The 26,509-nt window shown below is 72.2% G+C and carries 28 protein-coding genes; 12 read left to right on the top strand and 16 right to left on the bottom strand.

Annotated elements, in window-relative coordinates:
* Positions 1-165 precede the first annotated feature (165 nt).
* On the top strand, positions 166-813 hold the full coding sequence (locus J2S57_RS25230) for a GntR family transcriptional regulator (protein WP_307247324.1): 648 nt from the start codon (positions 166-168) through the stop codon (positions 811-813).
* A gap of 94 nt (positions 814-907) precedes the next feature.
* Here the strand turns inward: J2S57_RS25230 and J2S57_RS25225 are convergent, their stop codons facing one another.
* Positions 908-1,699, bottom strand: a complete 792-nt coding sequence (locus J2S57_RS25225) for a hypothetical protein (RefSeq protein WP_307247322.1) — start codon at positions 1,697-1,699, stop codon at positions 908-910.
* 40 nt (positions 1,700-1,739) lie between these two features.
* A complete protein-coding gene (locus J2S57_RS25220; RefSeq protein WP_307247319.1) occupies positions 1,740-2,390 on the bottom strand; it encodes a thymidine kinase in 651 nt (216 codons plus the stop codon).
* Positions 2,391-2,523: 133 nt separating this feature from the next.
* Here J2S57_RS25220 and J2S57_RS25215 point away from each other — a divergent pair, with 133 nt between their 5' ends.
* The gene (locus J2S57_RS25215; protein ID WP_307247317.1) at positions 2,524-3,180 is read left to right on the top strand and encodes a DUF6518 family protein; all 657 of its coding nucleotides are present in this window, start codon (positions 2,524-2,526) and stop codon (positions 3,178-3,180) included.
* A 154-nt stretch (positions 3,181-3,334) separates the two neighbouring features.
* Positions 3,335-3,700, top strand: coding sequence for a VOC family protein (locus J2S57_RS25210; RefSeq protein WP_370882707.1), 366 nt, complete (start codon positions 3,335-3,337; stop codon positions 3,698-3,700).
* 31 nt (positions 3,701-3,731) lie between these two features.
* On the opposite strand, the gene J2S57_RS25205 is transcribed toward J2S57_RS25210, so the two are convergent.
* Positions 3,732-4,640: an alpha/beta hydrolase-fold protein gene (locus tag J2S57_RS25205; RefSeq protein WP_307247313.1), complete on the bottom strand. Its 909-nt coding sequence runs from the start codon at positions 4,638-4,640 to the stop codon at positions 3,732-3,734.
* 71 nt (positions 4,641-4,711) lie between these two features.
* Here J2S57_RS25205 and J2S57_RS25200 point away from each other — a divergent pair, with 71 nt between their 5' ends.
* From J2S57_RS25200 to J2S57_RS25190, 3 genes are read left to right on the top strand one after another with little or no spacing between them, the layout of a single operon-like run.
* Positions 4,712-5,404: a response regulator transcription factor gene (locus J2S57_RS25200; RefSeq protein WP_307247311.1), complete on the top strand. Its 693-nt coding sequence runs from the start codon at positions 4,712-4,714 to the stop codon at positions 5,402-5,404.
* Complete coding sequence (locus tag J2S57_RS25195) at positions 5,401-6,507, top strand: HAMP domain-containing sensor histidine kinase (protein WP_307247309.1); 1,107 nt, start codon at positions 5,401-5,403, stop codon at positions 6,505-6,507. Before J2S57_RS25200 ends, J2S57_RS25195 begins: the two co-directional genes overlap by 4 nt.
* A gap of 39 nt (positions 6,508-6,546) precedes the next feature.
* Positions 6,547-8,436, top strand: coding sequence for a DUF4153 domain-containing protein (locus tag J2S57_RS25190; protein ID WP_307247307.1), 1,890 nt, complete (start codon positions 6,547-6,549; stop codon positions 8,434-8,436).
* A 12-nt stretch (positions 8,437-8,448) separates the two neighbouring features.
* On the opposite strand, the gene J2S57_RS25185 is transcribed toward J2S57_RS25190, so the two are convergent.
* The 3 genes from J2S57_RS25185 to J2S57_RS25175 all read right to left on the bottom strand — a co-directional run bounded on the left by J2S57_RS25185 (position 8,449) and on the right by J2S57_RS25175 (position 10,762).
* Positions 8,449-8,874 carry a VOC family protein gene (locus tag J2S57_RS25185; RefSeq protein ID WP_307247305.1) on the bottom strand — a complete coding sequence of 142 codons (426 nt, stop codon included), beginning with the start codon at positions 8,872-8,874 and terminating at the stop codon, positions 8,449-8,451.
* 62 nt (positions 8,875-8,936) lie between these two features.
* The gene (locus J2S57_RS25180; RefSeq protein ID WP_307247303.1) at positions 8,937-9,596 is read right to left on the bottom strand and encodes a response regulator transcription factor; all 660 of its coding nucleotides are present in this window, start codon (positions 9,594-9,596) and stop codon (positions 8,937-8,939) included.
* Positions 9,593-10,762, bottom strand: coding sequence for a sensor histidine kinase (locus J2S57_RS25175; protein WP_307247301.1), 1,170 nt, complete (start codon positions 10,760-10,762; stop codon positions 9,593-9,595). Before J2S57_RS25175 ends, J2S57_RS25180 begins: the two co-directional genes overlap by 4 nt.
* Before the next feature lie 113 nt (positions 10,763-10,875).
* Between J2S57_RS25175 and J2S57_RS25170 the strand changes: the two genes are divergently transcribed.
* Positions 10,876-11,475: a hypothetical protein gene (locus J2S57_RS25170; RefSeq protein WP_307247299.1), complete on the top strand. Its 600-nt coding sequence runs from the start codon at positions 10,876-10,878 to the stop codon at positions 11,473-11,475.
* A gap of 14 nt (positions 11,476-11,489) precedes the next feature.
* On the opposite strand, the gene J2S57_RS25165 is transcribed toward J2S57_RS25170, so the two are convergent.
* Positions 11,490-11,873, bottom strand: a complete 384-nt coding sequence (locus tag J2S57_RS25165; protein WP_307247297.1) for a VOC family protein — start codon at positions 11,871-11,873, stop codon at positions 11,490-11,492.
* Between the two features lie 215 nt (positions 11,874-12,088).
* Complete coding sequence (locus J2S57_RS25160; RefSeq protein WP_307247295.1) at positions 12,089-12,811, bottom strand: GOLPH3/VPS74 family protein; 723 nt, start codon at positions 12,809-12,811, stop codon at positions 12,089-12,091.
* A gap of 150 nt (positions 12,812-12,961) precedes the next feature.
* Here J2S57_RS25160 and J2S57_RS25155 point away from each other — a divergent pair, with 150 nt between their 5' ends.
* Positions 12,962-14,455, top strand: a complete 1,494-nt coding sequence (locus J2S57_RS25155) for a GGDEF domain-containing protein (protein WP_307247294.1) — start codon at positions 12,962-12,964, stop codon at positions 14,453-14,455.
* On the opposite strand, the gene J2S57_RS25150 is transcribed toward J2S57_RS25155, so the two are convergent.
* From J2S57_RS25150 to J2S57_RS25140, 3 genes are all read right to left on the bottom strand, one after another.
* Entirely contained in the window at positions 14,440-14,748 is a 309-nt protein-coding gene (locus J2S57_RS25150; RefSeq protein ID WP_307247291.1) for a hypothetical protein, read from the bottom strand. The two genes, J2S57_RS25155 and J2S57_RS25150, sit on opposite strands and share 16 nt — an antisense overlap.
* Positions 14,745-15,659: a heme-dependent oxidative N-demethylase subunit alpha family protein gene (locus J2S57_RS25145; RefSeq protein WP_307247289.1), complete on the bottom strand. Its 915-nt coding sequence runs from the start codon at positions 15,657-15,659 to the stop codon at positions 14,745-14,747. Before J2S57_RS25145 ends, J2S57_RS25150 begins: the two co-directional genes overlap by 4 nt.
* An 84-nt stretch (positions 15,660-15,743) precedes the next feature.
* Positions 15,744-17,450: a long-chain-fatty-acid--CoA ligase gene (locus J2S57_RS25140; RefSeq protein WP_307247287.1), complete on the bottom strand. Its 1,707-nt coding sequence runs from the start codon at positions 17,448-17,450 to the stop codon at positions 15,744-15,746.
* 166 nt (positions 17,451-17,616) lie between these two features.
* Between J2S57_RS25140 and J2S57_RS25135 the strand changes: the two genes are divergently transcribed.
* Positions 17,617-18,435 (top strand): ATP-grasp domain-containing protein, encoded by an 819-nt coding sequence (locus J2S57_RS25135; RefSeq protein ID WP_307247285.1) that lies wholly within the window; start codon positions 17,617-17,619, stop codon positions 18,433-18,435.
* Between the two features lies 1 nt (position 18,436).
* On the opposite strand, the gene J2S57_RS25130 is transcribed toward J2S57_RS25135, so the two are convergent.
* A complete protein-coding gene (locus tag J2S57_RS25130; protein ID WP_307247283.1) occupies positions 18,437-18,880 on the bottom strand; it encodes a hypothetical protein in 444 nt (147 codons plus the stop codon).
* A 58-nt stretch (positions 18,881-18,938) separates the two neighbouring features.
* The gene (locus J2S57_RS25125) at positions 18,939-19,472 is read right to left on the bottom strand and encodes a DUF4395 domain-containing protein (protein ID WP_307247281.1); all 534 of its coding nucleotides are present in this window, start codon (positions 19,470-19,472) and stop codon (positions 18,939-18,941) included.
* Between the two features lie 168 nt (positions 19,473-19,640).
* Between J2S57_RS25125 and J2S57_RS25120 the strand changes: the two genes are divergently transcribed.
* The 3 genes from J2S57_RS25120 to J2S57_RS25110 all read left to right on the top strand — a co-directional run bounded on the left by J2S57_RS25120 (position 19,641) and on the right by J2S57_RS25110 (position 22,049).
* Entirely contained in the window at positions 19,641-20,174 is a 534-nt protein-coding gene (locus tag J2S57_RS25120; protein WP_307247280.1) for a flavodoxin family protein, read from the top strand.
* A gap of 74 nt (positions 20,175-20,248) precedes the next feature.
* Entirely contained in the window at positions 20,249-21,031 is a 783-nt protein-coding gene (locus J2S57_RS25115) for a S1 family peptidase (RefSeq protein WP_307247278.1), read from the top strand.
* Between the two features lie 85 nt (positions 21,032-21,116).
* On the top strand, positions 21,117-22,049 hold the full coding sequence (locus J2S57_RS25110; protein WP_307247276.1) for a TIGR03619 family F420-dependent LLM class oxidoreductase: 933 nt from the start codon (positions 21,117-21,119) through the stop codon (positions 22,047-22,049).
* A 7-nt stretch (positions 22,050-22,056) separates the two neighbouring features.
* Here the strand turns inward: J2S57_RS25110 and xdhC are convergent, their stop codons facing one another.
* Genes xdhC through J2S57_RS25095 form a run of 3 tightly spaced genes read right to left on the bottom strand, consistent with a single transcriptional unit; the run spans position 22,057 to position 26,486 of the window.
* A complete protein-coding gene (xdhC, locus tag J2S57_RS25105; protein WP_307247274.1) occupies positions 22,057-22,845 on the bottom strand; it encodes a xanthine dehydrogenase accessory protein XdhC in 789 nt (262 codons plus the stop codon).
* A gap of 21 nt (positions 22,846-22,866) precedes the next feature.
* Complete coding sequence (locus J2S57_RS25100) at positions 22,867-25,101, bottom strand: xanthine dehydrogenase molybdopterin binding subunit (protein ID WP_307247273.1); 2,235 nt, start codon at positions 25,099-25,101, stop codon at positions 22,867-22,869.
* Positions 25,098-26,486: a xanthine dehydrogenase small subunit gene (locus J2S57_RS25095; RefSeq protein WP_307247271.1), complete on the bottom strand. Its 1,389-nt coding sequence runs from the start codon at positions 26,484-26,486 to the stop codon at positions 25,098-25,100. Before J2S57_RS25095 ends, J2S57_RS25100 begins: the two co-directional genes overlap by 4 nt.
* Positions 26,487-26,509: the final 23 nt, after the last annotated feature.

Here is a 26,509-nt window from a genome sequence, read left to right as displayed (position 1 = left end):
TCGATCGGCGCTGTGACGTAAATGCCCGTCACCCGGCTTGAACCCGGCTTTGCCGTCGGGCACGCTGTGAAGATCAGCTGACGACCGGCTGATGATCAGCGAGGGTGCCCGCGATCCGGGCGCGTGCCTCGTCTGCGGTATCCAGTAGCCAGGACGGTCTCCACGATGAACACGATCGGCTCGCGTCACCGTTCGCTCCGCGACGAGACGGTGGACGAGTTGCGCCGCCTCATCCTCAGCGGCGAGGTCGGGCCCGGCGAGCGCCTGAGCGAGCTGAGCATCTCGCAGCGGCTGGGCGTGTCCCGGCTGCCGGTGCGCGAGGCCTTCCGCCGGCTCGAGGCCGAGGGCCTCCTGGTGTCGATCCCGCGGCGGGGCGTGCGGGTGGCCGAGCTCGACAGCAACGAGCTCGCGACCGTGCGCGAGATCCGCATGGCGCTCGAGGTGATCGCGGTGAACAAGACCGTGGAACGCAACGACCCCACGGTGATGCAGGCGCTGCGTGACTCGCTGGAGAGGGGCCGGTCAGCGGCCGAGACCGACGACCGCGCGGCCCTGTCGGCGCTGAACGAGCAGTTCCACGAGCTCCTGGCCGAGGGCGCCGGTTCGCACTTCCTGACCGAGACCCTGCGGGCGGTGCGCAACCAGGCACATCACCTGGTGGGCGGCATGAGCGCGGCGGTGGGCCCCTCGTGGGACGAGCACGCCGCGATCATCCGGGCCACGGTCGAGGGCGACGCCGAGCTGGCGGCGATGCTGATGCGGCGTCACCTGACCGACCGGCACGCGAATCAGGGCGGGGCGACGCCAGTCTGACTCAAAAGCCCGAGCTCCACGGTGTGATTCTTTCAGCAAACTCCCACGAGTCACCTTCTAGGAATCGCCCCCCGCACAGCGGCGAGCAAGAATTCTATCGGGTAGGACCCGTGATGGAATGCGCAAGATCAATCACCGAGCTGGCAGCTGCCGAAATCTCCTGCACTCCACCCGCATTGCTGTGAACGCCGTGCCAGAGATTGGCCAATCTTTCCAAGAAGGACTTCTTGCGAATCTCCGGGTATGCAATTGCCCCGCCAATGAGTCGGTCCACCGTCGACTGAACGAATGTAACACCTAGTAGGTCGATGCGCAGCAGAGCTCTTTCTACCTCTTGCAGGCGTTCCAAGAGGTACAAGCGACCCGCAGCCGGAATCGACGTATCTCCCTTGACTTCCTCAATCAAGGTGTGAATCAGCTTGAGGAGGCGATCGGTGGTTCCCGACTCAAGCTTCTCATCGACAATGCCGTGCTCACTGAATAATGCGGAGCACAACTCTAGAGAGAACAGCACCTCGGTAGACACTTGTTCATGGGGTATACGGCGGTTCACGGCAAACGCAACTCGAGTAATGTATTCGTCGACCTGAGTGAGGTGCCGCCCCAGGAGGCTCTGAATACCCGACGGGGGCAAGAGATCAATACTTGTCCGAACCTCATTGGTTGTCGCAATCACTTGCAAAGCAAACTCTCTGATGGCCGACTGATCAGTCGGATCAATGCCCTGCTTCGTGAGCCACTCGTCACGGCTGAGACTCTCGGTTTTCTTGACAGCACGCGTCAGGAAGTCGTGAAGACGCGACGCTGGATTCGTGGGCTGCTCGGCGCCCCCGTCCAGGTTGTCGGAAGTTTCGGCCTGCTCCCCCGGGCCTGGCAACATTTCCATCCTCCTAGGTAGAGATGTCGCCTCGACCCTAAACCTCCACTCACGCGATCGGAACCGTCTGCAGCTCACCGCCGCGCAGATCGACCGCCGTGGCCGCCGTCTCGCGGCGCATGTGGTGCCGCCGGCAGAGCACCTCGTAGGCCACGGCGCCGGTCGCGCCCGAGGCCACGTCGCCGACGACGACCTGCTCCCCCGCCACCACCATGACGCCGTCGAGGGTGCGGGCGTTGTGGGTGGCGCGGGCGCCGCACCAGCACAGGGCCTCGGCCTGGGAGCCGGCGATGCGGTCGGCCAGCTCGATGAAGCGCGCCGACGAGGGGAACAGGCGGGTGCGGAAGTCGGACAGCAGGCCGAAGGCGAACACGTCGATGTCGTGGTCGTCGACCAGGCGGGCCAGCTGCTCGACGTGGGCCGGGGTGTAGAAGTGCACCTCGTCGCAGACCAGGTAGTCCACCGTCTCACCGGCGGCGATACGGCCGGAGACGAAGGCCAGGAGGTCGGTGTCGTCGTGGACCTCGATCGCGGGACGGGACAGACCGATACGGCTCGAGATCACGGCTTCGCCGGAGCGGTCGAACCGGGAGAACAGCAGACCCCGGCGGCCACGGATGCGATGGTTGTGATCGGTCTGCAGGGCTACGGTCGATTTGCCGCAGTCCATCGTCCCGGAAAAGAAAACGAGTTCGGACACCGGGACATCTTGCCAGGCCCTCAGACCCTTCCCGTCCCGGAACGCACCGCGAGCGCGGATCATCCCCCGGGATGACGCGCCTGGTACCTGAGACCGACGCGTCCCGTCACCCTGCGCGTCCACCATGGACACCATGACCGACCTGACCGCGCCCGGCTCCGCCCCCGACCGCTTCCGTGAAACCCCCGGTGTGCCCCGTCAGCACCGGTTCGGCGCCGTGGCCGAGGTCACGGCCCTGAGTTTCCTGATCGGGGGGTTCACCGCCTACGCCCAGGGCTTCCTGCCCGAGGCCATCGGTCCGGTGGCCAACTCCGCCAGCGGCTGGACCATCGTCACCGTCGCCCTGCTCTGGTCGGTGCGGGCGCGTCCCCCGGCGGCCATGGTGCTCGGCGCCGTCAGCTTCGTGCTCCTCACGCTCGGCTACACGATGGCCTCCGGGCTGCGCGGTCACACCTACGACCCGACCCTCTTCGGCCTGGTCGGTGTCGTCGCCGGCCCGGTCGTCGGCCTAGCCACCGCGTGGCTGCGCGAGCAGGGCCTGCGCGCGGCCCTGGCCACCGCCGTGCTGTCGGGCATCGGGATCGGCGAGGCGCTCTACGGCCTGACCGTGATCGCCGACAGCACCAGCCCGGTCTACTGGAGCATCGTCGGTCTGGGCGGTGCAGGTCTGGTGGGCTGGACGGTGCTCAGGCGGCTGCACGACTCGGTCTCGATCACGCTGGCCCTGGGCCTCACGGCCGTGTTCGCGGCCACGTTCCTGGTCGCCTACCAGCGGCTGGGCGGTTTCTGAGGTCAATGGCGGACGTGGCGGTGCGTCGGTCTCCTTCGTCCGGGTCGCGCCGCAGCCGGCTCCCGCACCGGGACGGAAGTGCCCGCATTACCTGACGGGACGTGTCATGTTCGCGCGGCAGGCTGCGGGGGACAGCCGATGAGAAGGAGAACCGATCGTGAAGCCGAACCTGTTCCTCGTCTACGTCACCGACGTCGAGAGGGCCACCGCCTTCTACCGTGACCTCTTCGACCTGGAGCCGGCCATGCTGACGCCGCGCTACGTGCCGTTCGAGGTCGCCCCCGGCGTGTTGTTCGCCCTCTGGAGCGGACGTGCCGAGCAGGTCACCCCGCAGGTCCCGCGCACGTCCGAGGTCGGGCTCATGGTGCCGGGGTCGGGGTCGGCCGTTGACCGGATCTTCGCCGAGTGGAGCGCCAAGGGCGTCACCGTGGTCGAGGAACCCTTCGACGACGTGTTCGGCCGCACCTTCGTGATCGCCGACCCGGACGGCAACCTGATCCGGGTGTCACCGCTCGACTGAGCGCAGCCGGTCAGGCCGCCAGATGCCCGGCTCAGGCCGCCAGATGCCCGGCCAGGAAACGGAACTGGGCCGGGATCTGGCTGCGCCAGTAGTCCATCGTGTGCGCGCCGTCACCGATCGAGCCCTCCGGCATCGGAACACACGCGCCCCGGTAGCGTTCCGTCTCCGCGCGGAACGGGTCGTCCACGCCGCACGACACACTCAGCGGAAACCCCTCGGCCACACCCGGTTCCCGTGACAGCGCCCCGTAACGCCCGAAGTCCCCGGCGTCGTCGAACGACCCGGCCGACGTCGCTCCCGCGCTCGCGAACAGGGCCGGGCTCGACGCGGCCGCCGCCACGACCTGCCCGGCGGCCCCGAACCGCCCGTGCGAGGCCTCGCGGGCCAGCAGCAGCGCCCCGAGACCACCCATCGAGTAGCCGAGCACGCCCACCCGCGCCGTCGAGAAGCCGAGGGCACCCACCCGGGCGAGCAGCTCGTCCTCGATCATCGCCATCGGATCATCGCCGGAAGCCCTGGGATGCCAGTAGGTCTCGCCGCCGTCGACCGACACGACCCCGAACGGGGCACCACCGTCACGCACGTGCTGGGCCAGGAACTGGTGCAGGCCCAGGGCCTCGAACGACGAGTGCGCGTCGTCGCCCCGCCCGTGCAGCGACAGCACCACCGGCAGGCCGTCCGGGTCGAGGTCCGGCGGTGTCACCCAGCCCCAGGTCACGTCGGTGCCGCGGGCCCTCGACGCGAACGTGGCGTAGGTGGGTTCGTCGCCGCCCGCCTCCGGGGCCCCGGCCACCACCTGCCCGATGTCCAGCGTGCGGCGCAGGTGCGCACGCCCGGGCAGCACGCCGGCCAGGGAACCACCGACCGCGGCGCCGGACAGCGCGACGCCCGCGGCCCCGGCCAGCAGGACGCGGCGGGTGATCTGCCCGGAAGAAACCATGCGCCGGATTATGTCGGCCGGATGACGCCGGTGGAGGCCCGCGGTGCCGTGATTGGCGTAACTTCGTTCTCGTGCAACGGGTTCTCGTGGTGGAAGACGATCTGGTGATCGCGGACGCGGTGGCGCGCCGCCTCCAGAAGGAGGGGTACGCCGTCGACGTGGCGCACGACGGGCACGCCGCCGTGAACGCGTTCGGCGAGCAGACCGACCTGCTCGTGCTCGACGTCATGCTGCCCGGCCTGGACGGGCTCGAGGTCTGCCGGCGGGTGCAGGCCGTGCGTCCCGTGCCGGTGCTCATGCTGACCGCCCGCGCCGACGAGGCCGACCGGATCATCGGGCTCGGCGTCGGCGCGGACGACTACCTGACCAAGCCGTTCAGCCCGCGCGAGCTCGTCGCCCGGGTGAAAGCCCTGCTGCGGCGGGTGGAACGGGCCGAGGAGCTGGCCCGGCGCCGGGTGCGCGCGGCCGGTCCGCTGGACCTCGGGCACGGGCTCACCCTCGATGTGGGCACCCGTCGCGTCGAGCTCGCCGGGCACGAGGTGCACCTGACCCGCACCGAGTTCGACCTGCTGCACACCCTGGCCCGCCGCCCGGGTGAGGTCGTGCCGCGCGAGGAACTGCTCGCCGAGGTCTGGGAGTGGCCCGACGCCGCGGCCCGCGCCTCCCGCGCCGTCGACACCCACGTCAAGGCTCTGCGCCGTAAGCTCGGGCCCGACCGGATCCGCACCGTGCACGGCGTCGGCTACGCCCTGGGCTCCTCGTGAGCCGGGCCGCCCGGGCGTGGGACGCGGTGGTGCGCTTCTGGGACCGCTGGCGTCCCCTCGACCCGGTGCCCTCGATCAAGCTCAAGTTCGCGATGCTGGTGACGCTGAACCTGGTGCTGACGGCCGGGGTCACCTGGTACGCGAACTACGTCCTGGGCTGGCGGGTGCGCTACGGGATGATCATCGCCAGCCTGATCGTGCTCGCCGTGAGCCAGATCATCGGGCACGGCATGACCCTTCCGCTGCGCCAGATGACCGCCGCCGTGCGGGAACTCGCGGCCGGCCGGCCCGCCCCCCGCCTGCAGACCAACAGCCGTGACGAGGTCGGTGAGCTGGCGCGGGCGTTCACGGCGATGGCCGCGGAGCTCGCGGTGGCCGACCAGCAGAGACGGCAACTGCTGGCGGACGTGGGGCACGAGTTGAGGACGCCCGTCGCGGCGTTGCGGGCCCAGGTCGAGAACCTGGTGGACGGGGTGCGCACCCCGGACGAGCAGGCCCTCGGGGAGGTGCTGGCCCAGGTCGAGAGGCTGGGTGACCGGCTCACCCACTTCCTGCAGCTGGCCAGTGCCGACGGCGGGGCGCAGCGGCTGGAGCGCCGGCGCGTGGACGTGCGCGCGCTCGTCGACCCGGTGGTGGCCGAGATCCGCGCCGCCCGGCCGGGTGCCACGATCACGGTCGACGTTCCGCCCGGGCTCATCGTGGACGCCGACCCCGACCGGCTCGCGCAGGTGCTCACGAACCTGCTCGACAACGCGGCCCGGCACGCGGTGCTCTCCCCCGCCGGGGACGCCCCTGCGGTGACACTGACCGCGGAGGTGCCCGACGCGTCCTCAAGCCTGGTGCTGGAGGTGACCGACAACGGGCCGGGCATCCCGCCCGACCGCTGGACCAGCGTGTTCGAGCGCTTCGCCTCCGGCCCGGACGCCGCTGTCCCGGGCGGCACCCGGCTCGACGGCGGCACCGGGCTCGGGCTCGCGATCGCCCGCTGGGCCGTCGTGCTACACGGCGGCCGGATCGCGGTGGTGCCGGCCGAGGGCGGCGGGTGCCGGATCCGGGTGGAGATCCCCGCCCGCGGCGATCTTCACGAAACCTCCACACCCTGACCACAGAACACTCCGGGCCGGGCTCCTACCTTCACGGGTATGAGCGAGCTGACACCGCCCGAGGGCCCGACCTCGCCCGAGGGCCCCACCGCCTCTGAGGGCCCGACCGCCTCTCAGGGCCCGACCGCCTCTCAGGGCCCGACCACCTCTCAGGGCCCGACCGCCCCTCAGGGCCCGACCACCCCTCAGGGCCCGACCACCTCCCAGGGCCCGACCGCGCCCGCGGGGACGCCGGTCGGCCGGCCGGAGGGGACGCCCGGCGAGACGTCCGCGGGGGCAGTGCCGGCCTCGGGGACGGTCGCGGGGACGAGGGCGGGGACCGCCGCGGGGACGGGGACGAAAGCCGCGCCGTCCTGGGGGTCCCGGGAACGGGAACCGGTCGGTGCGGGGGTGGCCCCGGGAGCCCTCGCGACCACGCCCGCACCGCGCGAACCGGAACTGCTCTGGCCGGTGCGGGTGACGTGGACGCCGGCCGCGCCACCCCGGTTGCGGTTGCTGCTGGCCGCGGTCGTGAGCGGGGTGGTGGCCGCTGTGCTGCTGCCCGGGCTGCACCTCGGCGTGAACGTGACGGTGGTGGCCTGGGTGATCGCGGCGAGCGTGGTGCTGTCGGTGCGGGCCCGGGCCCGCGGCCGTGCCGACACCGGTGCTCGCGTCAACACCGGTGCTCGCGCCAACACCGGTGCTCGCGCCAACACCGGCTCCCGGCCGGACCACGGCGCCCGCGACGACCGGCCCGGCCGCGACTCCGTCGCCCTGACGGTGATCGCGCTGCTGCTCAGCACCGTGGCGGCGGTGCGGGCCAGCGAATGGCTCGTCGTCGGCTGTCTTCTGGCCGCGATCATGCTCGGCGCGGCCACGGCCCTGGGCGCCCGGCGCTGGAGCACGCTGCTGTCGACCGTTCCGCTCCTGCCGGCGTCGCTGGCGAGAGCCCTGCCCTGGGCCGCCACCACCGCGCGGCGCCGCCGGCCGCGCCGCCGCCCGGCCGTGCTCTCGGCGCCGGCGCTGACCGGGCTGGGCTCGGGACTGGTCTGCACGGTGGTCGTCGGCGCGCTGCTGGCCAGCGCCGATGCCACGTTCGCCGACGTCCTCGGCCACGTGTTCGGCTGGATCACGCTCGACGTGCCCGCGACCGACGAGGTGATCGCCCGGCTCGTCCTGTTCGCCGCCGCAACCGGTTTCGTGCTCGCTCTCGGGTTCGCGGCGTCCTCACGCCTGAACCGGCCCGACGCCCCGCCCCGCGAACGTCACCCCGCCGAGTGGCTCACCCCGCTGGTGCTCGTGGCTGCGACGATCGGGGCGTTCCTGGCCGTCGACCTCGGCGCGGCCACCACGAGCCACGCCTCCCGCGCGCGTGAGGGTTTCGGCCAGCTGATCGCGGTGACCGTGCTCGTGCTGCTGCTCATCGGCTGGGCCGGACGCTCCGCGGGCCCGGCCCACCGCCGGCTCCTCGCGGGCGGCGGCGGCACCCTGCTCGCCCTCACGCTGCTGCTGGCACTCTCGGCCCTGCAGCGGCTGTGGCTCTACATGAACGAGTTCGGCTGGACCGTGGCCCGTTTCGGCGCCGGGGCGTTCGAGCTGTGGGTGATGGTGCTGCTGGCGGCGGTGGCTGCCGCGTGGCGCCTTGGGCGCACCGCGCTGCTGCCCCGCTTCGCGGCGGGCTCGGCCGGCCTGGGCCTGCTCGTCGTGGCGCTCGCCGGGCCCGACGCGGTGGTGGCCTCCGCGAACGTGCAGCGCTACGAGGACACCGGCGAGATCGACACCTTCTACCTGTCGCAGCTCTCGGCCGATGCGGTGCCCGCCCTGACCCGCCTGCCCGACGACGTGCGGGCGTGCGCGATGCCGGGCACGCACGACGAGCACCCCTGGTACGCCTGGAATCTCAGCCGGGCCCGGGCCGGGCACCAGCCACGACCCGACTGGTGCCCGTGACCCGGCCGCCGCTCACGAGGCGGGGATCGCCGACGCGTCCATCCACATGACCTGCCAGCCGTGCCCGTCCAGGTCGAAGAAGCTGCGCGAGCACATGAACCCGTGGTCCTGCATCTTGTCGACCTCCTCGGCACCCGCCGCGAGCGCGGCGTCGGTGACGGAGTCGACCTCCTCGCGGGAGGCCACGCTGAAGCAGTACAGCGCGAGCGCGTGGGTGCGGGCGTCGGCCCGGGGCAGCGGGGAGAACTCGGCGAACTTCTCGTGGGTGAGCAGCATGACGCTGGCCCCCTCGCCGATCAGCATGCAGGCGGCCGTGTCGTCGGTGAACGCCGGGTTGAAGGTGAAGCCCAGCTTCGCGAAGAACGCCGTGCTGCGCCCGAGGTCGGCGACGGGGAGGTTCACGAACAGGGTGCGGCCGGGGTGCGAGGGCGTGGTCACGGTGAGCTCCAGGGGGTAGGTCGTCGGCTTACGTCGTCATGGACCGGGACCGGGGCGAGAACTCATCGGTCGAGCCCGGCCCGGAAGGCGAACGAGACGAGCTGCGCCCGGTCGCGGGCCCCGATCTTGGTCATCGCGCGCACCACGTGGGTCTTGACGGTGAACGGGGACACGAACATCTGGGCGGCGATCTCGTCGTTGCTCAGGCCCCGGGCCACCAGGATGCTCATCTCCCGCTCCCGGGGCGTGAGCACGGCGAAGCGGTCGAGCAGCTCCCGGTCGATCGCCGGGGGCGGGTTGTGCGCCATGTGGCCGATCAGCGCGGCGGCCGCCCGCGCGGACAGGGCACCGCCGCCGTTGACCACCTCCGCGATCCCGGCGACGAGCTCGCCCGGGCTGACGGTCTTGCTCAGGAACCCGTCGGCCCCGGCCCGCAGGGCGGCGAGCACGTTCTCGTCCTGGTCGAAGGTGGTCAGCACGATGATCCGGACCTGCTCACCGGCGTGCCCGGCCCGGATCCGGCGGGTGGCCTCCACCCCGTCGATGCCGGGCATCCGGATGTCCATGAGCACCAGGTCGACCGGGTGCTCGCGCAGGAACGGCACGACCTGGAGCCCGTCGGACAGGTCACCGACCACGACCAGGGCCGGGTCGAGCGCGAGCAGGGCGCGGATGCCGGCACGGACCTCATCCTGGTCGTCGACGATCAGGATCCGCGTCACACGATCACCTCCCCGGCCGGGACGAACTCCGCGCGCACCCGGAACCACCCGTCGGCGCGGTCGATGCTCAGCTGCCCGTTGGAGGACTCGACCCGCTCTCGCATCCCGATCAGCCCCAGACCACCGCCCGTGTCCGAACCCGGCGTGGCCCGGTTCTCGACACTCACCCGCAGGCGCCGGTCGTGCTCGCGCACCACGACCCGCACCGATCCGTCACCGTGGCGATGGGCGTTCGTCAGGGCCTCCTGCACCACCCGGAAGACCGTCACCCCGACGCCGGGCTCGACCCGCCCGGCCGGGACGCCGATGTCGGGATCGACCTTCAGCCCGATGCTCTCGAACGACGCGATCAGCCCGCCCAGACCGCTCAGTGACGGTGTCGGCCGCCGGGTCTCGTCCAGGGCGGTGTCATCGCCGCGACGCAGCAGCACCAGGATCCGCTGGGTCTCGGTGATCACCGTGCGCGCGCTCGAGCGGGCCGAGTCCAGCGCCCGGCGGGAGGCCGCGGCATCGTCCGGCAGCCCGATCTCGGCGGCCCCGAGGTGCATGCTCAGCATCGCCACCTGGTGCCCGATCACGTCGTGCAGGTCGCGGGCGATACGCAGGCGTTCCTCGCTCACCCGCCGGGTGGCCTCGGCCTCGCGGGTGGCCAGGGCCCGGGCCGCGCGTTCCGCGAGCATCCACCACTGCTCGCCCTGGATGCGGGCGGCGGCTCCGCCGGCTCCCCCGGCGATCGCCGAGAACAGCGCGGCCGCCCCGACGACCGCACCCCCGCGGAACCCGCCCACCGTCATGAACGCCCCGAGGAAGAACACCGCCACGAGCGCCGTGGCCGCCGGTGCGGGCAGACCGCGAAAGACGACGGAGAAGAGCACGAGGACCGCCGTCATCCAGACCGACAGCGGGTCGTTGCCGACGGCCGTGACCGCGAACGACGCCGCGCTCGTGACCGCCAGCCCGGCCCACGGCCTCCACCACGACAGCACCGTGCCCGCCCCGGCCAGCAGCACCGACAGCACGACCCGCCGGTCCGCGTCCCGCCCCACCAGCGCCACGACCTGCCCGGCGAACACCAGCCCGGCCGCCGCGTAGGCCAGCCGGTTCACCAGCTCCGGGCGGCGGATCCACCAGGGCGCGCGGGGCCCGTCGTCCAGGTGCGTTGCCATGCCCCAATCCTCGGGCACGCGCACCCGGGACAAGTACTTCGCTCGAAGTACACGCCCCGCCCGGCCCGCTCCCAGACTCGAACGACCATCCCCTGCGATTCGAGAGGACTCACATGTCCGCCCTGGCAACGCCTATCACCCCCGAGACCACCCTCACCGGGCGGCTCTACCTGGCCCGCGCCGTTCTGGCCCTGCTGTGGGCCGGTCTGCTGGCCGCCACCCTGTCGTCGGCCCAGTCACCGGCGGGGCCCCTGAACGCCGCGTCCGACCTGCCCGTGCTCGCGGTCGTCCTGCTGATCCTCTACCCCGTGCTCGACGTGGCCGCCTCGCTGGCCGACGCCCGCACCCAGCACCGCGCCGGGCGCCCGGGCACCGTGCGCGGACAGCTGACCAACGCCGCGATCAGCACGGTCACCGCCGTCGCGGTGACGATCGCGGCCCTCGACGGACCGGCCCCGGTGCTGCGTGTCTACGGGGCCTGGGCCGTGCTGACCGGCGTGATCCAGCTGGCCCTGGCGGTCGGCCGGTCGCGGCGGGGGCTGCGTGGGCAGTGGCCGATGATCCTCAGCGGCGGCCTGTCGAGCGTCATCGGGCTCACGTTCCTCGCCCAGGCCGGCCGCGAGGACATCGCTCTCACCGGCCTGGCCGGGTACGCGGTCGGCGGCGCGGTCCTGTACCTGGTCTCGGCGTTCCGTCTGAGCCGCGACGCCTGACACCAGGCCCTTTCCTAGGCCCGTTCGGCGGCGCTGCGCTCCACGCAGAACTCGTTGCCCTCCGGGTCGCGCATCGTCACCCAGCCGGTGCCGTCGGGGCGGCGGTGGTCCTCGAACACACTGGCGCCCAGGGTGAGCAGGCGCTCGACCTCCTCGTCGCGGGTGCGGTCGTCGGGGGCGATGTCCAGGTGCAGGCGGTTCTTCCCGGACTTGCCCTCGGGCACCGGGATGAACAGCAGGCCGAGGCCCCCGGCGGGCGGCACGATCAGGTACTCGTCGTCACCGGGCTCGTTGGGGTTGGCCGGGTCCCCGGTGTAACCGGTGACCTGCCGCCAGAACTCGCCCAGGGCCCAGGCGTCGGCGCAGTCGATCGTGAGGTGGCGCAGCGCAGAAGTCATCCCCCCACCCAACCGGTACCGCAGGCCTCCTGTCGCGCGGGTTTCCGGCCCCCCGCGCAACCCTCACCCCGCCGAACCCTCACCCCGCCGAAGCCGTCACCCCGCCGAAGCCGTCAGCCTGCCGAAGCCGTCAGCCTGCCGAAGCCGTCAGCCTGCCGAAGCCGTCAGCCTGCCGAAGCCGTCAGCCTGCCGAAGCCGTCAGCCTGCCGAAGCCGTCAGCCTGCCGAAGCCGCTCCCGCGGCCGCCGCCGCCCCGGCCGCCGCCGCGATCGACGCCATGGCCGCCCGCACCGCGTCGCTGACCACGCTCGCGCCCCAGTTGCCCTCCTGGACCTCTTTCGCCCGCTTCCGGATGTCCGAGGACATCTTCAGCGGCGGGTCCATGTCCTTCAGCGCGGCCTTGAGCACCTGCCCGGCCGACAGCAGGGCGATGACGGACGCGGTGCGCGGGTCGGGCGTGAGCCCGTCGGCGAGGACGCCCCGCACCTTCTGACGGACCCCGGCCTCGTAGGTGGTGTCCACCGCGGGATGAACCGTGCGCGGGATGACGCCCAGCAGGTGCTTCTTCTCCTGGCGCACGAGTCCCTGTTCGACCAGCCGGGCCGGGACCTTCTTGTTCAGCCCGCTGCCGATCCGCGACAGGGCCGACGCCGCGCTGCGGGGCTTGTCGGACAGCTTGTCGAACGCCTCCTGCAGCAGCGGGTCGGGCAGCGGCCCCTCGCCCACCGTGATCACCCGGTGCCCGGTGAAGACCGACTTCTTCTCCTCCTGGGCCACCCGCTCCAGCAGCGCCAGCTCGACCAGCACGGCACCACCCAGCGTGTACTGCAGCATGCTCTCGCCCGCCGGCACCCCCTTCTCGTCGTTGAGCAGGAGCAGCATCAGGTCCTCGACGATCAGCAGGTCGCCGTGCGGTGAGAACTCCGGTGAGGTCGTCATGCCGGTATCGTCCCAGCGCTCCCGGCGCCCGGCACGGCGACACCGAGCGCCATCACGCTGGGTGACACCGGCGGGTCCCTGATGATCCGAACCGGTTCCCCTGGAGTTCCGGTGTGAAACGAACCGTGTGCCCCGGCCGATGGCCTGGAGGTGACCGGGCAGCCCCACCGCACACGCCGCGCTGCCGTGCGCCTGCTCGCGGCCGCCGCCCTGGTCACCGCCGTCGCGAACGTGCTGCCCCGCCCGGTCAGCCCGGCCCAGGCCGTCGTGCACGTGACCTCGGTCGTGCTGTCGGTGCTGTTCATGGGCCTGGCCCTGCCCGACGTGCCGCCCCGCAGCCGCCGCCCGTTCCGGCTCGTCTTCGGCGCCACGCTGATCTTCCTGGCCGGCGAGTTCGTCTTCACGTACTACCGCACCTGGCAGCCGGGGGTGAACCCGAACCCCTCCGACGCGTTCCTCGTCGCGGGGTATCTGCCCCTCGCCGTCGGCGTGTACCTGCTCGACCGGCAACGGCGCGCGGCGTTCGGCGGGTTGCTCGACGCCCTCATCGTCACCTCCAGCGCCGGCGTGCTGGCCATGGTCTTCCTGGTGCTGCCGGTGGCCACGGCCGACGACCTGAGCCTGACCGCCAAGGCCGTGGCGAGCGCCTATCCCCTGGTCGACGTGCTCCTGGTGTTCCTGGTGGCGCGGATGCTCATCGCGCCGGGCGGGCGCGGGGAGTCACTGTGGTGGCTGATCGCGGCGCTGTCGTGCACCCTCGTCGGCGACACCGTGAACAACGTGCTGCTGCTGGGCGGTGACACCACGGTGCCGCGCTGGCTCTACCTGCTCTGGACGCTGCTCTACGTCTGCCTGGGCCTGGCCGTGGTCCGGGCGGTGCGCGACCCCACGTCCGAGGAACCGGTCGTGAGGGGCGCGGCCGAGGAGGCCGGCACCGACGACGCCTCGAGCGGTCTGGCCGGTGGGCGCCTGGCCGTGCTGGCGGTCGCCGCGATGATCCCGTCGGTGCTGCTCGTGACCCTGGTGTCGTTCGGCGACCGCAACCGCACGCTCTCGCTGGGCGTGGGCTCGCTGGTGCTGCTGTCGATGCTGATGGCCCGGATCTGGGACCTGCTGCGCGCCCTGAACCGGCAGGCCGACCAGCTCGCCGAGGTCGCCCGCACCGACCCGCTGACCGGCGTCGCCAACCGTCGCTCGTGGGACTTCGAGATGGACCGGAGCCTGGCCGCCGCACGCCAGAACGCCGGCGTGCTGCTGGTCGGGCTGCTCGACCTGGACCACTTCAAGAAGTACAACGACACCCACGGGCACCAGGCCGGTGACGACCTGCTGCGCGAGGCCGCGCAGGCCTGGAGCCTGGGCATCGGCGCCGGTGGCCGGGTCGCCCGCTGGGGCGGCGAGGAGTTCGCGGTGGCGCTGCACTGCACCGACGTCGGGTCCGGGCTCACCGTTCTGGACGCGTTGCGCACCCAGGTGCCGTTCGGCCAGTCCTGCTCGATCGGGGTCGCGCGGTGGGACGGTACCGAGACCCCGGCGGCCGTGCTGCACCGCGCCGACGACGCCCTCTACGAGGCGAAGCGAACGGGCCGCGACCGCACGGTGTTCCAGTCGTCCGCCGACCCGGTGACCTATACCGTGCCCTGATGCTCGTCGCCGGTGACGAAGAACCGCTCGACGTAGTCGTCGGCCGCCCGGTCACTCGTGCGCATCAGCGAGAACACCTCGGAGCCGTGCTCGGGCGCGCTGAACAGGGCGTACGACTGGGCCAGACCGACGTAACCGCCGCCGACGGTCTCGGCGTACTCGCGCGCCTCTTCCTCGGCCGCGGCGATCGCCGCGTCGGAGGAGTCGCAGTTCCAGACCGTGACGCGTTCCTCGTAGACGGACAGGTCGGGCAGCCGGAACAGGCAGCGCACCCCGAACCAGGTGTCACTCATGGTTTTTCCTCTTCGGTGTCGCCGCGGGCGTAGGCCCGCAGCAGGTCGAGCACGGCGTCGCGGTACGGCAGCACGCCCTTGTAGTCGAGGTCGGCGTCGGGCATGACCTCGATGGTGGACGCGAGGTCCCCGGCTACCGGCGGACGGTCGGCGAGCGCCGACAGGGGTTCGTGGGCCGTGCGGATCGTGAACAGCACGCTGTCGCGGGCGGGTTCGGGCAGCAGGCGCAGCGTCTGGTACTCGACGCGCACGTACAGAGCGTCCGCCGCCGTGCCGTTCCGGGCCCCCGGCCGGGCGCGGGAGTCGGCCGCGGGCTGGAACAGTCGGGAGTCGTCGGTGATCGCCCAGTTCGCGCGGGTCATGATGCGGTGCCCGCGCAGGCCTTTCAGGAACCGGTCGACGGTGCCGGACAGCTGATGCGCGTAGCCCGGCACCGGACCGTGGATGTCGAGCATCGGCCGGCCCAGCTTCTCGGCCAGCAGCCACCGGTTCGGCATCGCCAGGCTGGCCCCGACCAGGTGCGGACCACTCGCGGGCGAGATGTCCACCAGGCAGAGGTCTTCCGCGACCGTTCGCCCGGCCCGGTCCAGCGGATGGCCCAGCGGATGCCCACCCGGCGCCGCCTCCAGGCCGTGCTCCGCCCGCAGCAGGTCGAGCACCACCTGCCCGGCCGTCTCGGTTCCGGGCAGCGCGTCGAACGCCGCCGCGCCCTGCTCGTCGAGCAGCGCCCGGCGCCAGGCGATCAGCGGCCCGTCGTGCGGACGCGGCCTCAGCCACTCCCCCGGCGCCAGCGTGCGCGCACCGACCACGTGCCGGAACGGGCGCGGCGCGGGCCTGGGCCACCAGGAGTCGTCGGCGCGCAGCGCGGCGGCCGGGACGAGGGCCTCCCACCGGGCCGACGGCGACGTCATCGCACCAGCATGCCAGGCACCGGAGCGGTGGTGACCACCGCGGGAGGGGACGCCGTCCCGGCGGGCGGGACGGCGTCCACCGTCTCAGCCCTTGTTCTCGACGTTCTCGATCTTCGCGACCAGCGCCTGCACCTCGCGGCGCAGCACCTTGCCCATCTGGTTCACCGGCAGTTCCTCGACCGGCACGAACCGGCGCGGCACCTTGTACCGCGTGAGCTGCTCGCGCAGGAACGTGGACAGCTTCTCGTGGTCGACCCGCTGACCGTCGGCGGGGACCACCGCGGCCACCACCTCGTCACCGTCGTCGCTCGGAAGTCCCACCACCGCAGCGTCCTTCACGCTCGGGTGGCGGCGCAGCACCTCCTCCACCTCGGAGGGGTACACGTTGAAGCCGCCGACGATGACGACCTCCTTGATCCGGTCGACCACCGTGATGAAACCGTCGGGCGCCATCGTCACGATGTCGCCGGTGCGGAACCAGCCCTCGGCGTCGAGCACCTCGGCGGTCTCCTCGGGCCGGTCGCGGTACCCGCCGAACACCTGCGGGCCCCTGACCACGAGCTCACCGCGCTCGCCGAGCGGGACCTCCTGCGACGGCTTCTCGGGGTCGACGACGCGCACCTGGGTGTCGGGGAACGGCACGCCGATCGAGCCCGGGCGCCGGGCCTCGCTCATCGGGTTGCCCACGACGATCGGCGAGGTCTCGGTCAGCCCGTACCCCTCGACCAGGTGACCGCCGGTGGCCTTCTCCCAGCGCTCGATCAGGGCGCCGGACAGGGCCATCGCCCCGGACAGCGAGTACTTCATGCCCTGGACCGACACGTTGCGGCGCTCGGCCTCGTCGAGGATGCGCTTGTAGATCGGCGGTACCCCCGGCACGAACGTCGGCCCGCAGCGCTCCACCGCGTCGACCAGCAGCGTGGTGTCGGGCTTGGGCAGCAGCACCAGCAGGGCTCCCACCCGGATGCCGCACAGGATGCCGACGGTCAGGCCGTAGGCGTGGAACAGCGGCAGCGACGACAGCCAGACCTCCTGGCCGAGCTTGACGCCCGGCACCCAGTCCACGCCCATCATGCAGTTCGCGACCACGTTGCGGTGGGTCAGCGGCACGCCCTTCGGGGTGCCGCTGGTGCCCGAGGTGTAGAGCAGCAGGGCGACCTCGTCGGCCGAGGGACGCGGGTGGTCCGGGTCGAGCCTCGGCGCGGAGGTGAGGTCGGCGAACCGGGGGACGCCGGCGTCGACGGACGCGGTCATCTCGGCGCGCGTCGTGCGGGCCTTCGCGATCGGCAGCCGCAGCGCCAGGCGCTTGCCCAGGGGCAGGTCGCGGGTCATGTCGACGGCGATGACCGTGCGCAGCGCGATCGCCGGGTCGGCGCGCAGCGGCTCGACGGTGCCGACGGCCTTGTCCCAGACGATGGCCACCTCGGCGCCGTGGTCGGCGAACGGGGCCCGCAGCTCGCCGGTGGTGTAGAGCGGGTTGTGCTCGACCACGGTGACGCCCAGGCGCAGCAGGGCGTGGAACGCGACGATGTGCTGGGGGCAGGTCGGCAGCAGCAGCGCCACGTGGTCGCCCGCCTTCACGCCGAGCCGGCGCAGGCCCTCGGCGACCCGGGCGACCTGCTCCCCGAACTGCGCGTAGGAGGTGCGGCGGCCCAGGAACTCCAGCGCGGGCCGGTCACCGAACCTCGCGGCGGTGGCCTCGAACTGGTCGACCAGCGTCTCGTCGCCGTACTCGAGATGGAGCCGAACGCCCGGGCCATATGATCCCGCCCAGATCGATTCGTCGGGCACAGCGGACTCCTCTTCGCGACATCATGAACCTACGGAAACGTAGGTTACGCGGTCGGGGATGCGCGCCGCACCCAAGGTCGCCCAAGTCGTCCTCAACGGGTGTGAAAACGGGTGCGAGAACGGGGCGGTATCCGGGTGACCGCGCCGCCGGAAGATACTGCCTCTCGTGATTCTTCTGCTGCCCTCCGACCCGCTGCGGCCCCGGCGGCCCGACGAGCACTTCGCGCCCGAGGCGGCCGCGGCGCGCCAGGCCGGGTTCGAGGTGGCGCTCGTGGAGCACACGGGCGACGGGGCCGTGGTGGGGCGGGTTCCGGCCGGGCTCGCCGTGTATCGCGGCTGGATGCTCACCGCGCCCGGGTACGCGCGGTTCGCCGAGGACCTGGCGGGCCGGGGCGTCGCGCTGGTGACGTCGGCCGCGCAGTACCGGCAGGCGCACGAGCTGCCCGGGTGGTATGCGGCGCTCGAGTCGATCACGCCGGCCACCTTCTGGTCGTCCGACGACGGACGTGCCGGTTTCGATCGCGCTCGTCTCGCCCTGGGTGCGGGGCCGGCGGTGCTGAGGGACTGGACCAAGTCGATGAAGCACTACTGGCACGAGGCCGCGTTCATCCCCTCGCTGGAGGACGCCGGGGCGGCCTGGGCGGTGGCGGCGCGGTTCCGGGAACTGCGCGACGACAGTTTCGCCGGCGGGTTCGTGCTGCGGCGGTTCGAGGAGTTCGGGCCGGCCGAGGTGCGCACCTGGTGGATCGACGGCGCGTGCGCCGTGGCCGGACCGCATCCGGACTCCCCCGAGGCGTTACCGGAGGTCCCGTTCGATCCTGCGCCCTACGCGTCCCTCATCGGGGGTCTGGGGCTGCCGTTCGTGACCGTGGACTTCGCCCTGCGCGCCGACGGCGTGTGGCGGGTGGTGGAGCTGGGGGACGGGCAGGTCAGTGACTGCCCGTCCGCGCTACGCGACGAACTGGTGCGAAAACTGTTGCGGTGAGCTAGACCTGAGCCTGGGAATGCAGCGCCCAGAGGTTCTGGAACAGCCCGACCGCATGGGCGGTCTGCGCGTCGAGATCGTCGGGCACCGCCCGCTGACCGTGCACGTACTGCTCGAACAGGTGCCACTCGTGCCGCTGCACACGGCGGTTCCGCTGCCGGGCCTGGTACTCACCCAGCGGGAGATCCGCTGCCTTGCGCCAGGTCTCACGGGTGTGGGCGAGCAGCCGCTGCTCCGCGCGGTCGCGGATCTCCTCGTCGCCGTGCAGCGCCACGCTCAGGTGGTGCCGCTCGACGCGCCGGTTGACCCGGTTCACCCGCCGCTTGTTCGCGGGGATGCACCGGCGTGAGGCTTTGTCGTTCTCTCCGTAGGCGTTACGCCGGTCCCGGGTGAGACTCAGCGTCTTCTTCTCCTGTGGCGTCCGGCGCCTGGTGGTGTGTGTCATTGCGGAGGATCATGACGCGTCCGCACGGCTCGGCGGAACCCATTTTTGACCTGGGCGTCTACGCCCCCGGCCGGAGACCGGCGCAGGCCTCGCACACGTCGTCGGGGATCACCCCCAGGCGCATGAGCACGGCGAAGATCCGGCAGCCGACACAGAACCCGAGCGCGGACTCCAGGGTCGCGAACACGATCATCATCCCGAGCAGGCCCTGCGCCACGCCGGTCACGCCGAAGGCCGTCAGCACCACGACCGCGGTGGTGACGGTCGCACCGATGGCCTGGGCGAAACGCTTGGGCGGCCCGGCCGTCGGGCGGGCCGGCCCCAGGCGCGGCGCGATGTGGTCACTGGCGAGGCGGCCGAGCGGGCTGAAGGTCGGGCCGGCCGCGACCCGCGCGACGAAACCGTAGGCCAGGGGCACACTCAGCCACAGCCAGCCCTCGCCCGCCGTGAGGCTGAGCAGGAGCGTCAGGGCGCTGAGCGCGACGACCCCGGCCGCGACCGTGCGGGCCGCCAGCTCGTTGACCGGGTGGGGGAACGAGAACACGCCCCGGCGCACCTGAACCACCGGGACCGGGGTGATCTGACCTGACATCGCTGACCCACTTCACACAGATGACGAGGCCAGCATTATGACTACCTCGCCTGTAGAAAAGAAGGGGGCCGGGTCGCCGCCCGGACGGGGACTTGCGCCCCTCGCCGCCGGAGGGCACCGGGCGGGAGGCTGGGGCCGTCCGAAAAGCTCGATCGAGGTGGGACTGTCATGAGGGCACTGCTGGTCTACGAGTCCGTGTTCGGCAACACCGAGTCCGTGGCCCGGGCGGTCGCGGCCGGGCTGGGCACCGTCATGCACACCGACATCCACACCGTGGCGAGCGCCCCGGCGGCCCTGCCGGACGACGTCGGCCTGCTCGTCGTCGGTGCCCCCGTCGGGCTCGTGACTTCTCACGGCCGGGACCTCGCCCACCGGGCCGGTCTCCCGGCGCGCTCCGGCGACGTCCACATGGACGACTGGCTGCGGAAGCTGCGGCCCGCGACGATCCCGGCCGCCTCGTTCGGCACGTCCGTCCACTCGCCGTTCCCGGCGGCTCCCACGAACCCGCTCGGTTTCCGTCTGCACCATCTGGGCATGCGCCTGATGCGGCACGAGATCTTCTGGACGCAGGACACTCTCGGCCCGCTCGCGGGTCGTGAACTCGACCACGCCCGGGCCTGGGCCGAGTACCTGGCGACCGAGGTGGCCGGCTCTCCCCGGCCCGCCGCCCCTGACGTGAGGTGCCTCACAGTCGCGAACTGAAACGGGTGCGGGCTCATCAACCCTCTTGCAGTCGGCGCACACGGTGTGCGCCGGCACGACGGGAGAGCAGAGCGATGACATCCGGGAACACGGTGTGGCAGCGGCGGATCCGCCGGGGACGGGCCGCGGTGCTGACCCTGGCGCTGGCGCTGGCCGGGCTGCTCGCGATGCCCTCGTCCGCGAGCGCCGTGATCGGCGGCGAGCGCAGCACCTACGGCCCGTGGGCGGTGCGGATGCTGGTCGACGGTCAGCCGCACTGCACCGGAACGGCGGTGAGCGACCGGTGGATCCTCAGCGCGTCGCACTGCTTCTTCGACCTGCCCGACCAGCCGGTGGCCGACCGGCGGATCACGTTCCTGGTCGGCAGCAAGGACGTGCGCCGGGCGACGAGGTTGCGGCCGATCGCGGGCAGCCGGGTGGCCAACCCGGGCGGGGCCGACATGATGATGATCAAGGTGCCGGTGATGAAGCACGTGACGCCGGCCAAGCTCTCGGTCAAGAAGGTGAGGACCGGGCAGACGCTGCGCATCCTCGGCTGGGGTGCCACCTGCACCGACCGCGAGGAGCTGGACTGCCAGTCGAAGGTGCTCAGGCAGGCCACCGCGAAGGTGCTCGACGTGCGCAGGAACCGGGAGCGCTGCATCGGTTTCGCCGGCACCGACGGCATCAACATCTGCGGCACCAGGGTCTCGGGCGAGCCGGCCGGCGGGGACTCCGGCGGCCCGGTCATGACGATCGCCCCGAAGGGCCAGGAGCGCCTGGCGGGGGTCTTCTTCGGCTCCGACCGCGACAGCATGGTCGGCGCCGGCGTGGTGCTGCCGCAGCTGACGTGGATCCGGGCGACGGTCAGGAAGTAGGCGGGGGACGCGGGCACACACCTGCCCCTTTTGCCCGGTTAGGCTACGGCGACCAGGACCATCATCGCGCAGGGGGTCGTCGGACGTGATCAAGCTGGGTGTGAATCTCCCGCAGTTCGAGTGGTACGCGGCGGGCACCGACATCGCCACCGCCGCGGCGGGTTTCGAGGAGATCGGGTTCGACAGCGTCTGGGCGTTCGAGCGGCTGCTGCGCCCGCTCGACCAGAGCGGGGCGCACGGGCTGTTCGGCGCGCCGGACGTGCCCTGGCCCGACCGCTACCGTCACACCACCGAGCCCCTGACCGCGCTGGCCACCGCGGCGGCCGTGACCAGCCGCGTGCGGCTGGGCACCAACGTGCTGATCGCCCCGCTGCACCTGCCGGTCCAGCTGGCCAAGACCCTCGCCTCGCTCGACGCGGTCAGCGGCGGCCGGCTGATCGCGGGGCTGGGCACGGGCTGGTCGCCCGACGAGTTCGCCGCGGCCGCGCCGCGTCCGATCGCCGAGCGGGGTGCGGCGCTCGACGAGTTCCTCGACATCGCGGCGGCCGCCTGGGGCCCGGACCCGGCACGGTTCCGCAACGAGCGCTGGGACCTGGCCCCGTCCGAGTTCGGCCCCAAGCCGGCCGGGCGCATCCCGGTGTACCTGGGCGGGGCCGGGCCCCGGGTGCTCGAGCGCATCGCCCGCCGCGCCGACGGCTGGGTGCCCGTGGCCACCCCCGCGGCGCAGATGGGCGCCTCGCTCACGGCGCTGCGTGAGAAGGCGGCCTCGTACGGGCGGGACCCGCTGGACGTCGGCATCATCGCCCAGCTGACCGTGGCCGGGTTCGAGCGGGTGACGTCGGCCGGGCGCCGGCCCTACACCGGTGATTTCGACCAGCTCGCCGAGGACGTGGCGGCGCTGGCCGAGGTCGGGGTGGATCACGTGTTCCTGACCGCGGCCGGATCGTCGCGGTCGGTGCAGGAACTTCTGGAGAACGCGGCGACGTTCCACGCGGCGGTGCGGGCCGCCGGGGTGTGACTGCGTTCTACCGGGGCGACAGCAGCAGGGGCAGCAGCTCGGCCGCGATGCTCAGGGCGACGGTCGCCGGGTGTTTGCCGGCGATCCCCGCGACCCCCACCGGGCAGCGGATGCCCGACAGTCCCGACGCGTGGCCCGCGTCCTTCAGTTTCGCGGTGAAGGTGACGGCCTTGGCCCGGCTGCCGATCAGGCCGACGGGGCCGAGGCCGGGCGTGCGCAGCGCCTGGTCGCAGATGGCCAGGTCTTCGGCGTGGTCGTGGGTCATGATCAGCACGTGGGTGCCCGCCGGGAGGACCTTGAGCACGTGCTCGGGGGCCAGGGCCACCTCGTGCACCACCACACGCGCCTCGGAGTCCTCGAGGGCGGAGAGTCTTTCGGGGTGCAGCTGCCCGGGGCGGGTGTCGATCAGGTGCAGCTCGAGGTCGTGCCGGGCCAGGATGCGGGCCAGTTCGAGGCCGACGTGCCCGGCGCCGAAGATCGCGACGGACGGGGGCACCGGCAGCGGCTCGAGCAGCAGCGTGACCTCTCCCCCGCAGCACTGCACGCCGTGCTCGTGCGGGGCCTTGTCGGACAGTCTCATCGTGAGCATCTCCGGGCCGGGCAGGGGCTCTCGTGACCGCTCGATCGCGACCGCCTCGAGGTTGCCGCCGCCGACGGTGCCCCAGGTGCGGCGCGGGCCGACGACCATCTTGGCCCCGGCCTCCCGGGGTGCGTGCCCGCGCACGGCCGCGACCGTGACGAGCACGCCGGGCTGGTGGTGCTCCCGCAGGTGCTGAACGCCCTGGAGCCAGTCCATCGGGCACCTCCTGCTCTCACATCAGGACATGGTGGTCAGGCGCACGTCGGCGGTGCGGGCCGCCGTGGCCCGGATCGCCCAGTACACCTGTTCGGGGGTGGCCGGGGAGGGCAGGTCGACGGGCGCGTCACCGGGCCCGAACGCCGAGACCGCCTGCCGCAGCGCCTCCCGGACCGAGAACGCGAGCATGAACGGCGGTTCGCCCACCGCCTTGGAGCCGTGCACCACGCCGTCTTCGGTGGCCTGCTGCAGGAACCCGACGTTGAACTCGGCGGGCATCTCGGAGAAGCTCGGGATCTTGTAGGTGCTCGCGCCGCCGGTGAGCAGACGCCCGTCTTCTTCGTGCCAGCGCAGGTCCTCGAGGGTGAGCCAGCCCAGCCCCTGCAGGAACCCGCCCTCGACCTGGCCGATGTCGATGAGCGGCGAGATGCTGTCGCCGACGTCGTGCACGATGTCGACGCGGCGGATCTCGTAGGCGCCGCTGAACGCGTCGACCTCGGCCTCGGCCACCGCCACGCCGTAGACGAAGTACTTGAACGGGTTTCCGCGCATGGCCATCGCGTCCCAGTGGATGCCCTCGGTGCGGTAGTAACCGGCGGCCGAGAGCTGGACACGCCCGAAGTAGGCGTTCGAGACCCGCTGTTCCCAGGTGTCGCCGGGCACGCCCTCCATCCGGGCGAGGATCTGCTCGCACGCGTTCTTCACGGCGCCGCCGTTGAGGTCGGTGCCGGAGGACGCGGCGGTGGCGGACGTGTTGGGCACCTTGTCGGTGCGGGTGGGGGCCAGCCGGACCCGGGACAGCGGGAGGCCGAGCGCGGTCGCCGCGATCTGCAGCATCTTGGTGTGCAGGCCCTGGCCCATCTCGGTGCCGCCGTGATTGATCAGCACCGATCCGTCCTTGTAGACGTGCACGAGGGCGCCGGCCTGGTTGAAGGCGGTGAAGTTGAACGAGATGCCGAACTTGACCGGGGTGATCGCCAGCGCGCGCTTGCGGTGTTCGTGGGTGGCGTTGAAAACCGCGACGTCCCGCTGCCGTTCGTGCCATCGACTGGTCGCGAGCGCCTGCTGCCAGGTGCGCCCCAGCCGCTCGGCGTGCCGCACCGGCTGCCCGTAGGGGGTGTCCTGGCCCTCGCGGTAGAAGTTGCGGCGCCGCAGGTCTTCCGGGGCGATGCCGAGCCGGGGTGCGCACCGGCCGAGGATGTCCTCGATCACCAGCATGCCCTGCGGTCCGCCGAATCCGCGGAAGGCCGTCTGCGAGGTCTTGTGGGTGCGCGCGACCCGGCCGGTGACCCGGATGTCGGGAATCCAGTAGGCGTTGTCGATGTGGCACAGTGCCCGGGACAGAACGGGTTCGGACAGGTCGAGGCTCCACCCGCCGTCGGAGGTCAGTGTCGCCTCCAGCGCCAGCAGGTCGCCGTCGCCGGAGAAACCGACCCGCCAGGACGCGTGGAAGCCGTGGCGTTTGCCGGTCATCGCCATGTCCTGCGCCCGGTTCAGCCGCAACCGCACCGGGCGCCCCGTGAGGGTGGCGCCGAGCGCGGCGATCGCGGCCAGGCCGTGCGGCTGCATCTCCTTGCCGCCGAAACCACCGCCCATGCGCAGGCACTGCACGGTGACCTCGTGACTGCTCAGGCCGAGCACGTGCGCGACGATCTCCTGGGTCTCGCTCGGGTGCTGGGTGCTGGCCTGCACGAAGACCTGCCCGGCCTCGTCCACCAGGGCCAGCGAGCAGTGCGTCTCGAGGTAGAAGTGCTCCTGCCCGGCGAACTCGAACTCACCCTCGAAAACCCGGTCGCAGCGCTCGAAGTCCGGGGCGCCCCGTTCGAGCAGCAGCGTGTTGCCCTGGTAGCTGCCGGCCGCGATGGCGTCGGGCACGGTGATGACGGCCGGGAGTTCCTGGTAGTCCACGACGACCGCGGCCGCGCCCAGCCGGGCCGCCTCGAGCGTCTCGCCCAGCACCCAGCACACCGCGTGGCCGCGGAACATGATCTCGGTCGGGAACAGCGGCTCGTCGTGCTTGACCCCGGCGTCGTTCACGCCGGGCACGTCGGCGGCCGTCAGAACCCGCACCACGCCGTCGATCCGGTGGGCCGGGGTGACGTCGAGCCGGGTGACCAGGGCGTGCGCGTGCGGCGCGGACACCGGGTAGGCGTGCAGCACGTGGGCGGTGCGGTGCACGAGATCGTCGGTGTAGAGGGCCGTTCCGGTGACGTGCAGTGCGGCGCTCTCGTGGGCGACGGACCGTCCGACGGTCATGACACCTCCAGCATCTCTTCGGCGCCGAACCGGCGCAGGGCCTCGCCGAGCATGGCCGAGCGGTAGGCGGAGCTGGCCCGGTGGTCACTCATCGGGGTGCCCTCGCCGGCCAGCACCGGGGCGGCGGCCTCGATGGTCTCGCGGTTCCAGGGCCGGTCGATCAGCGTGGCCTCGGTGGCCAGCGCCCGGATCGGGGTGGCGGCGATCCCGCCGAGACCGATGCGCGCCCGGGAGACCACCCCGCCCTCGACGTCGATCGCGATGGCCACCGCGACGCTGGAGATGTCGTCGAACTTGCGTTTGGCGATCTTCTGGAAGGCCACGTGGGCCGGGGCGGGCAGCGGGATCCGCAGGGCGGCGATGATCTCGTCGCGGGATCGCACGCTGGTGCGGTAGCCGGTGAAGTAGTCGCGCACGGGCACCTCGCGGGTGCCCCGCGCCGAGGCCAGCACGAGGGTGGCGTCCAGGGCGAGCAGCACCGGGGCCAGGTCACCGATGGGGGACGCGGTGCCCAGGCTCCCGCCGAACGTCGCCGAGTTGCGGATGAGCCGGGAGGCGAACTGCGGAATGAGCCGCGACAGCAGCGGAACCGTGTCACCGAGCCGCCGTTCGGCCTCGCTCAGGGTGAGGGCGGCGCCGATCTCGACCGCCTCGCCGGACACCGAGAAGGTGCGCAGCTCGTCGAGGTGAGCGATCGAGAGCAGGGCCGCGGGCCGGAAACCCTTGAGGTTGACGTCCACCCCGAGGTCGGTGGACCCGGCGACCACGGTCAGGTCGTCGCGCTCGGCGAGCAGGCGCAGGGCCGCCTCGAGCGTGACCGGACGCAGGAACGCTCCCTGCTCGAGCGAGGAGAGCGTGGGGGGCGCCTGCGCGCACCGGGCGACCAGCGCGTCCGCCGCCGGTGGTTGCCCGAGCGCCTGAGCCGCGTCACGAATCGGGCGATAGCCCGTGCAGCGGCACAGATTTCCGCTCAGCGCGTGCAGGTCGAAGTGCTCGCCGCGATCGGGACGGTAGTACTCGGCGGCCATGCTGCACACGAAGCCGGGCGTGCAGTAACCGCACTGCGAACCGCCGCGCCCGGCCAGCTCGGCCTGCACCGGATGCAGGTCGCCGGGTGTGCCGAGGCCCTCGACCGTGCGGACCTCCTGGTCGGCCAGATCCGCGGCCGGCACCAGGCAGGCGTTGATCGCGGTCCACTCGGTCTCCGCGGCCACGCCCGGACGGGCCACCAGGACGGCGCAGGCACCGCACTCGCCCTCGGCACAGCCCTCCTTGGCGCCGAGAAGCCCCTGCGAGCGCAGAAGATCAAGGGCGGAGGTGTGCGGGGCGACCCCGGTCAGCGGGACGGGGCCGCCGTTGACGGTGACATTTCGGGTGGTGTGCATGCTCCGGCTTTCTGGCGTAGCGG

Origin of the sequence: Kineosporia succinea, from assembly GCF_030811555.1 — a bacterium.
Taxonomy (GTDB): Bacteria; Actinomycetota; Actinomycetes; order Actinomycetales; family Kineosporiaceae; genus Kineosporia; species Kineosporia succinea.
Note: the sequence above shows the minus strand (reverse complement) of the source record. Positions and strands in the feature narration are given on the sequence as shown.

Bases quoted from the DNA above. Each gene is read 5' to 3' on its own strand.
- J2S57_RS25230 (WP_307247324.1), top strand. From the start codon at position 166: ATGAACACGATCGGCTCGCGTCACCGTTCGCTCCGCGACGAGACGGTG.
- J2S57_RS25225 (WP_307247322.1), bottom strand. From the start codon at position 1,699: ATGGAAATGTTGCCAGGCCCGGGGGAGCAGGCCGAAACTTCCGACAAC.
- J2S57_RS25215 (WP_307247317.1), top strand. From the start codon at position 2,524: ATGACCGACCTGACCGCGCCCGGCTCCGCCCCCGACCGCTTCCGTGAA.
- J2S57_RS25205 (WP_307247313.1), bottom strand. From the start codon at position 4,640: ATGGTTTCTTCCGGGCAGATCACCCGCCGCGTCCTGCTGGCCGGGGCC.
- J2S57_RS25190 (WP_307247307.1), top strand. From the start codon at position 6,547: ATGAGCGAGCTGACACCGCCCGAGGGCCCGACCTCGCCCGAGGGCCCC.
- J2S57_RS25175 (WP_307247301.1), bottom strand. From the start codon at position 10,762: ATGGCAACGCACCTGGACGACGGGCCCCGCGCGCCCTGGTGGATCCGC.
- J2S57_RS25170 (WP_307247299.1), top strand. From the start codon at position 10,876: ATGTCCGCCCTGGCAACGCCTATCACCCCCGAGACCACCCTCACCGGG.
- J2S57_RS25165 (WP_307247297.1), bottom strand. From the start codon at position 11,873: ATGACTTCTGCGCTGCGCCACCTCACGATCGACTGCGCCGACGCCTGG.
- J2S57_RS25160 (WP_307247295.1), bottom strand. From the start codon at position 12,811: ATGACGACCTCACCGGAGTTCTCACCGCACGGCGACCTGCTGATCGTC.
- J2S57_RS25150 (WP_307247291.1), bottom strand. From the start codon at position 14,748: ATGAGTGACACCTGGTTCGGGGTGCGCTGCCTGTTCCGGCTGCCCGAC.
- J2S57_RS25145 (WP_307247289.1), bottom strand. From the start codon at position 15,659: ATGACGTCGCCGTCGGCCCGGTGGGAGGCCCTCGTCCCGGCCGCCGCG.
- J2S57_RS25130 (WP_307247283.1), bottom strand. From the start codon at position 18,880: ATGACACACACCACCAGGCGCCGGACGCCACAGGAGAAGAAGACGCTG.
- J2S57_RS25125 (WP_307247281.1), bottom strand. From the start codon at position 19,472: ATGTCAGGTCAGATCACCCCGGTCCCGGTGGTTCAGGTGCGCCGGGGC.
- J2S57_RS25120 (WP_307247280.1), top strand. From the start codon at position 19,641: ATGAGGGCACTGCTGGTCTACGAGTCCGTGTTCGGCAACACCGAGTCC.
- J2S57_RS25115 (WP_307247278.1), top strand. From the start codon at position 20,249: ATGACATCCGGGAACACGGTGTGGCAGCGGCGGATCCGCCGGGGACGG.
- xdhC (WP_307247274.1), bottom strand. From the start codon at position 22,845: ATGGACTGGCTCCAGGGCGTTCAGCACCTGCGGGAGCACCACCAGCCC.
- J2S57_RS25100 (WP_307247273.1), bottom strand. From the start codon at position 25,101: ATGACCGTCGGACGGTCCGTCGCCCACGAGAGCGCCGCACTGCACGTC.
- J2S57_RS25095 (WP_307247271.1), bottom strand. From the start codon at position 26,486: ATGCACACCACCCGAAATGTCACCGTCAACGGCGGCCCCGTCCCGCTG.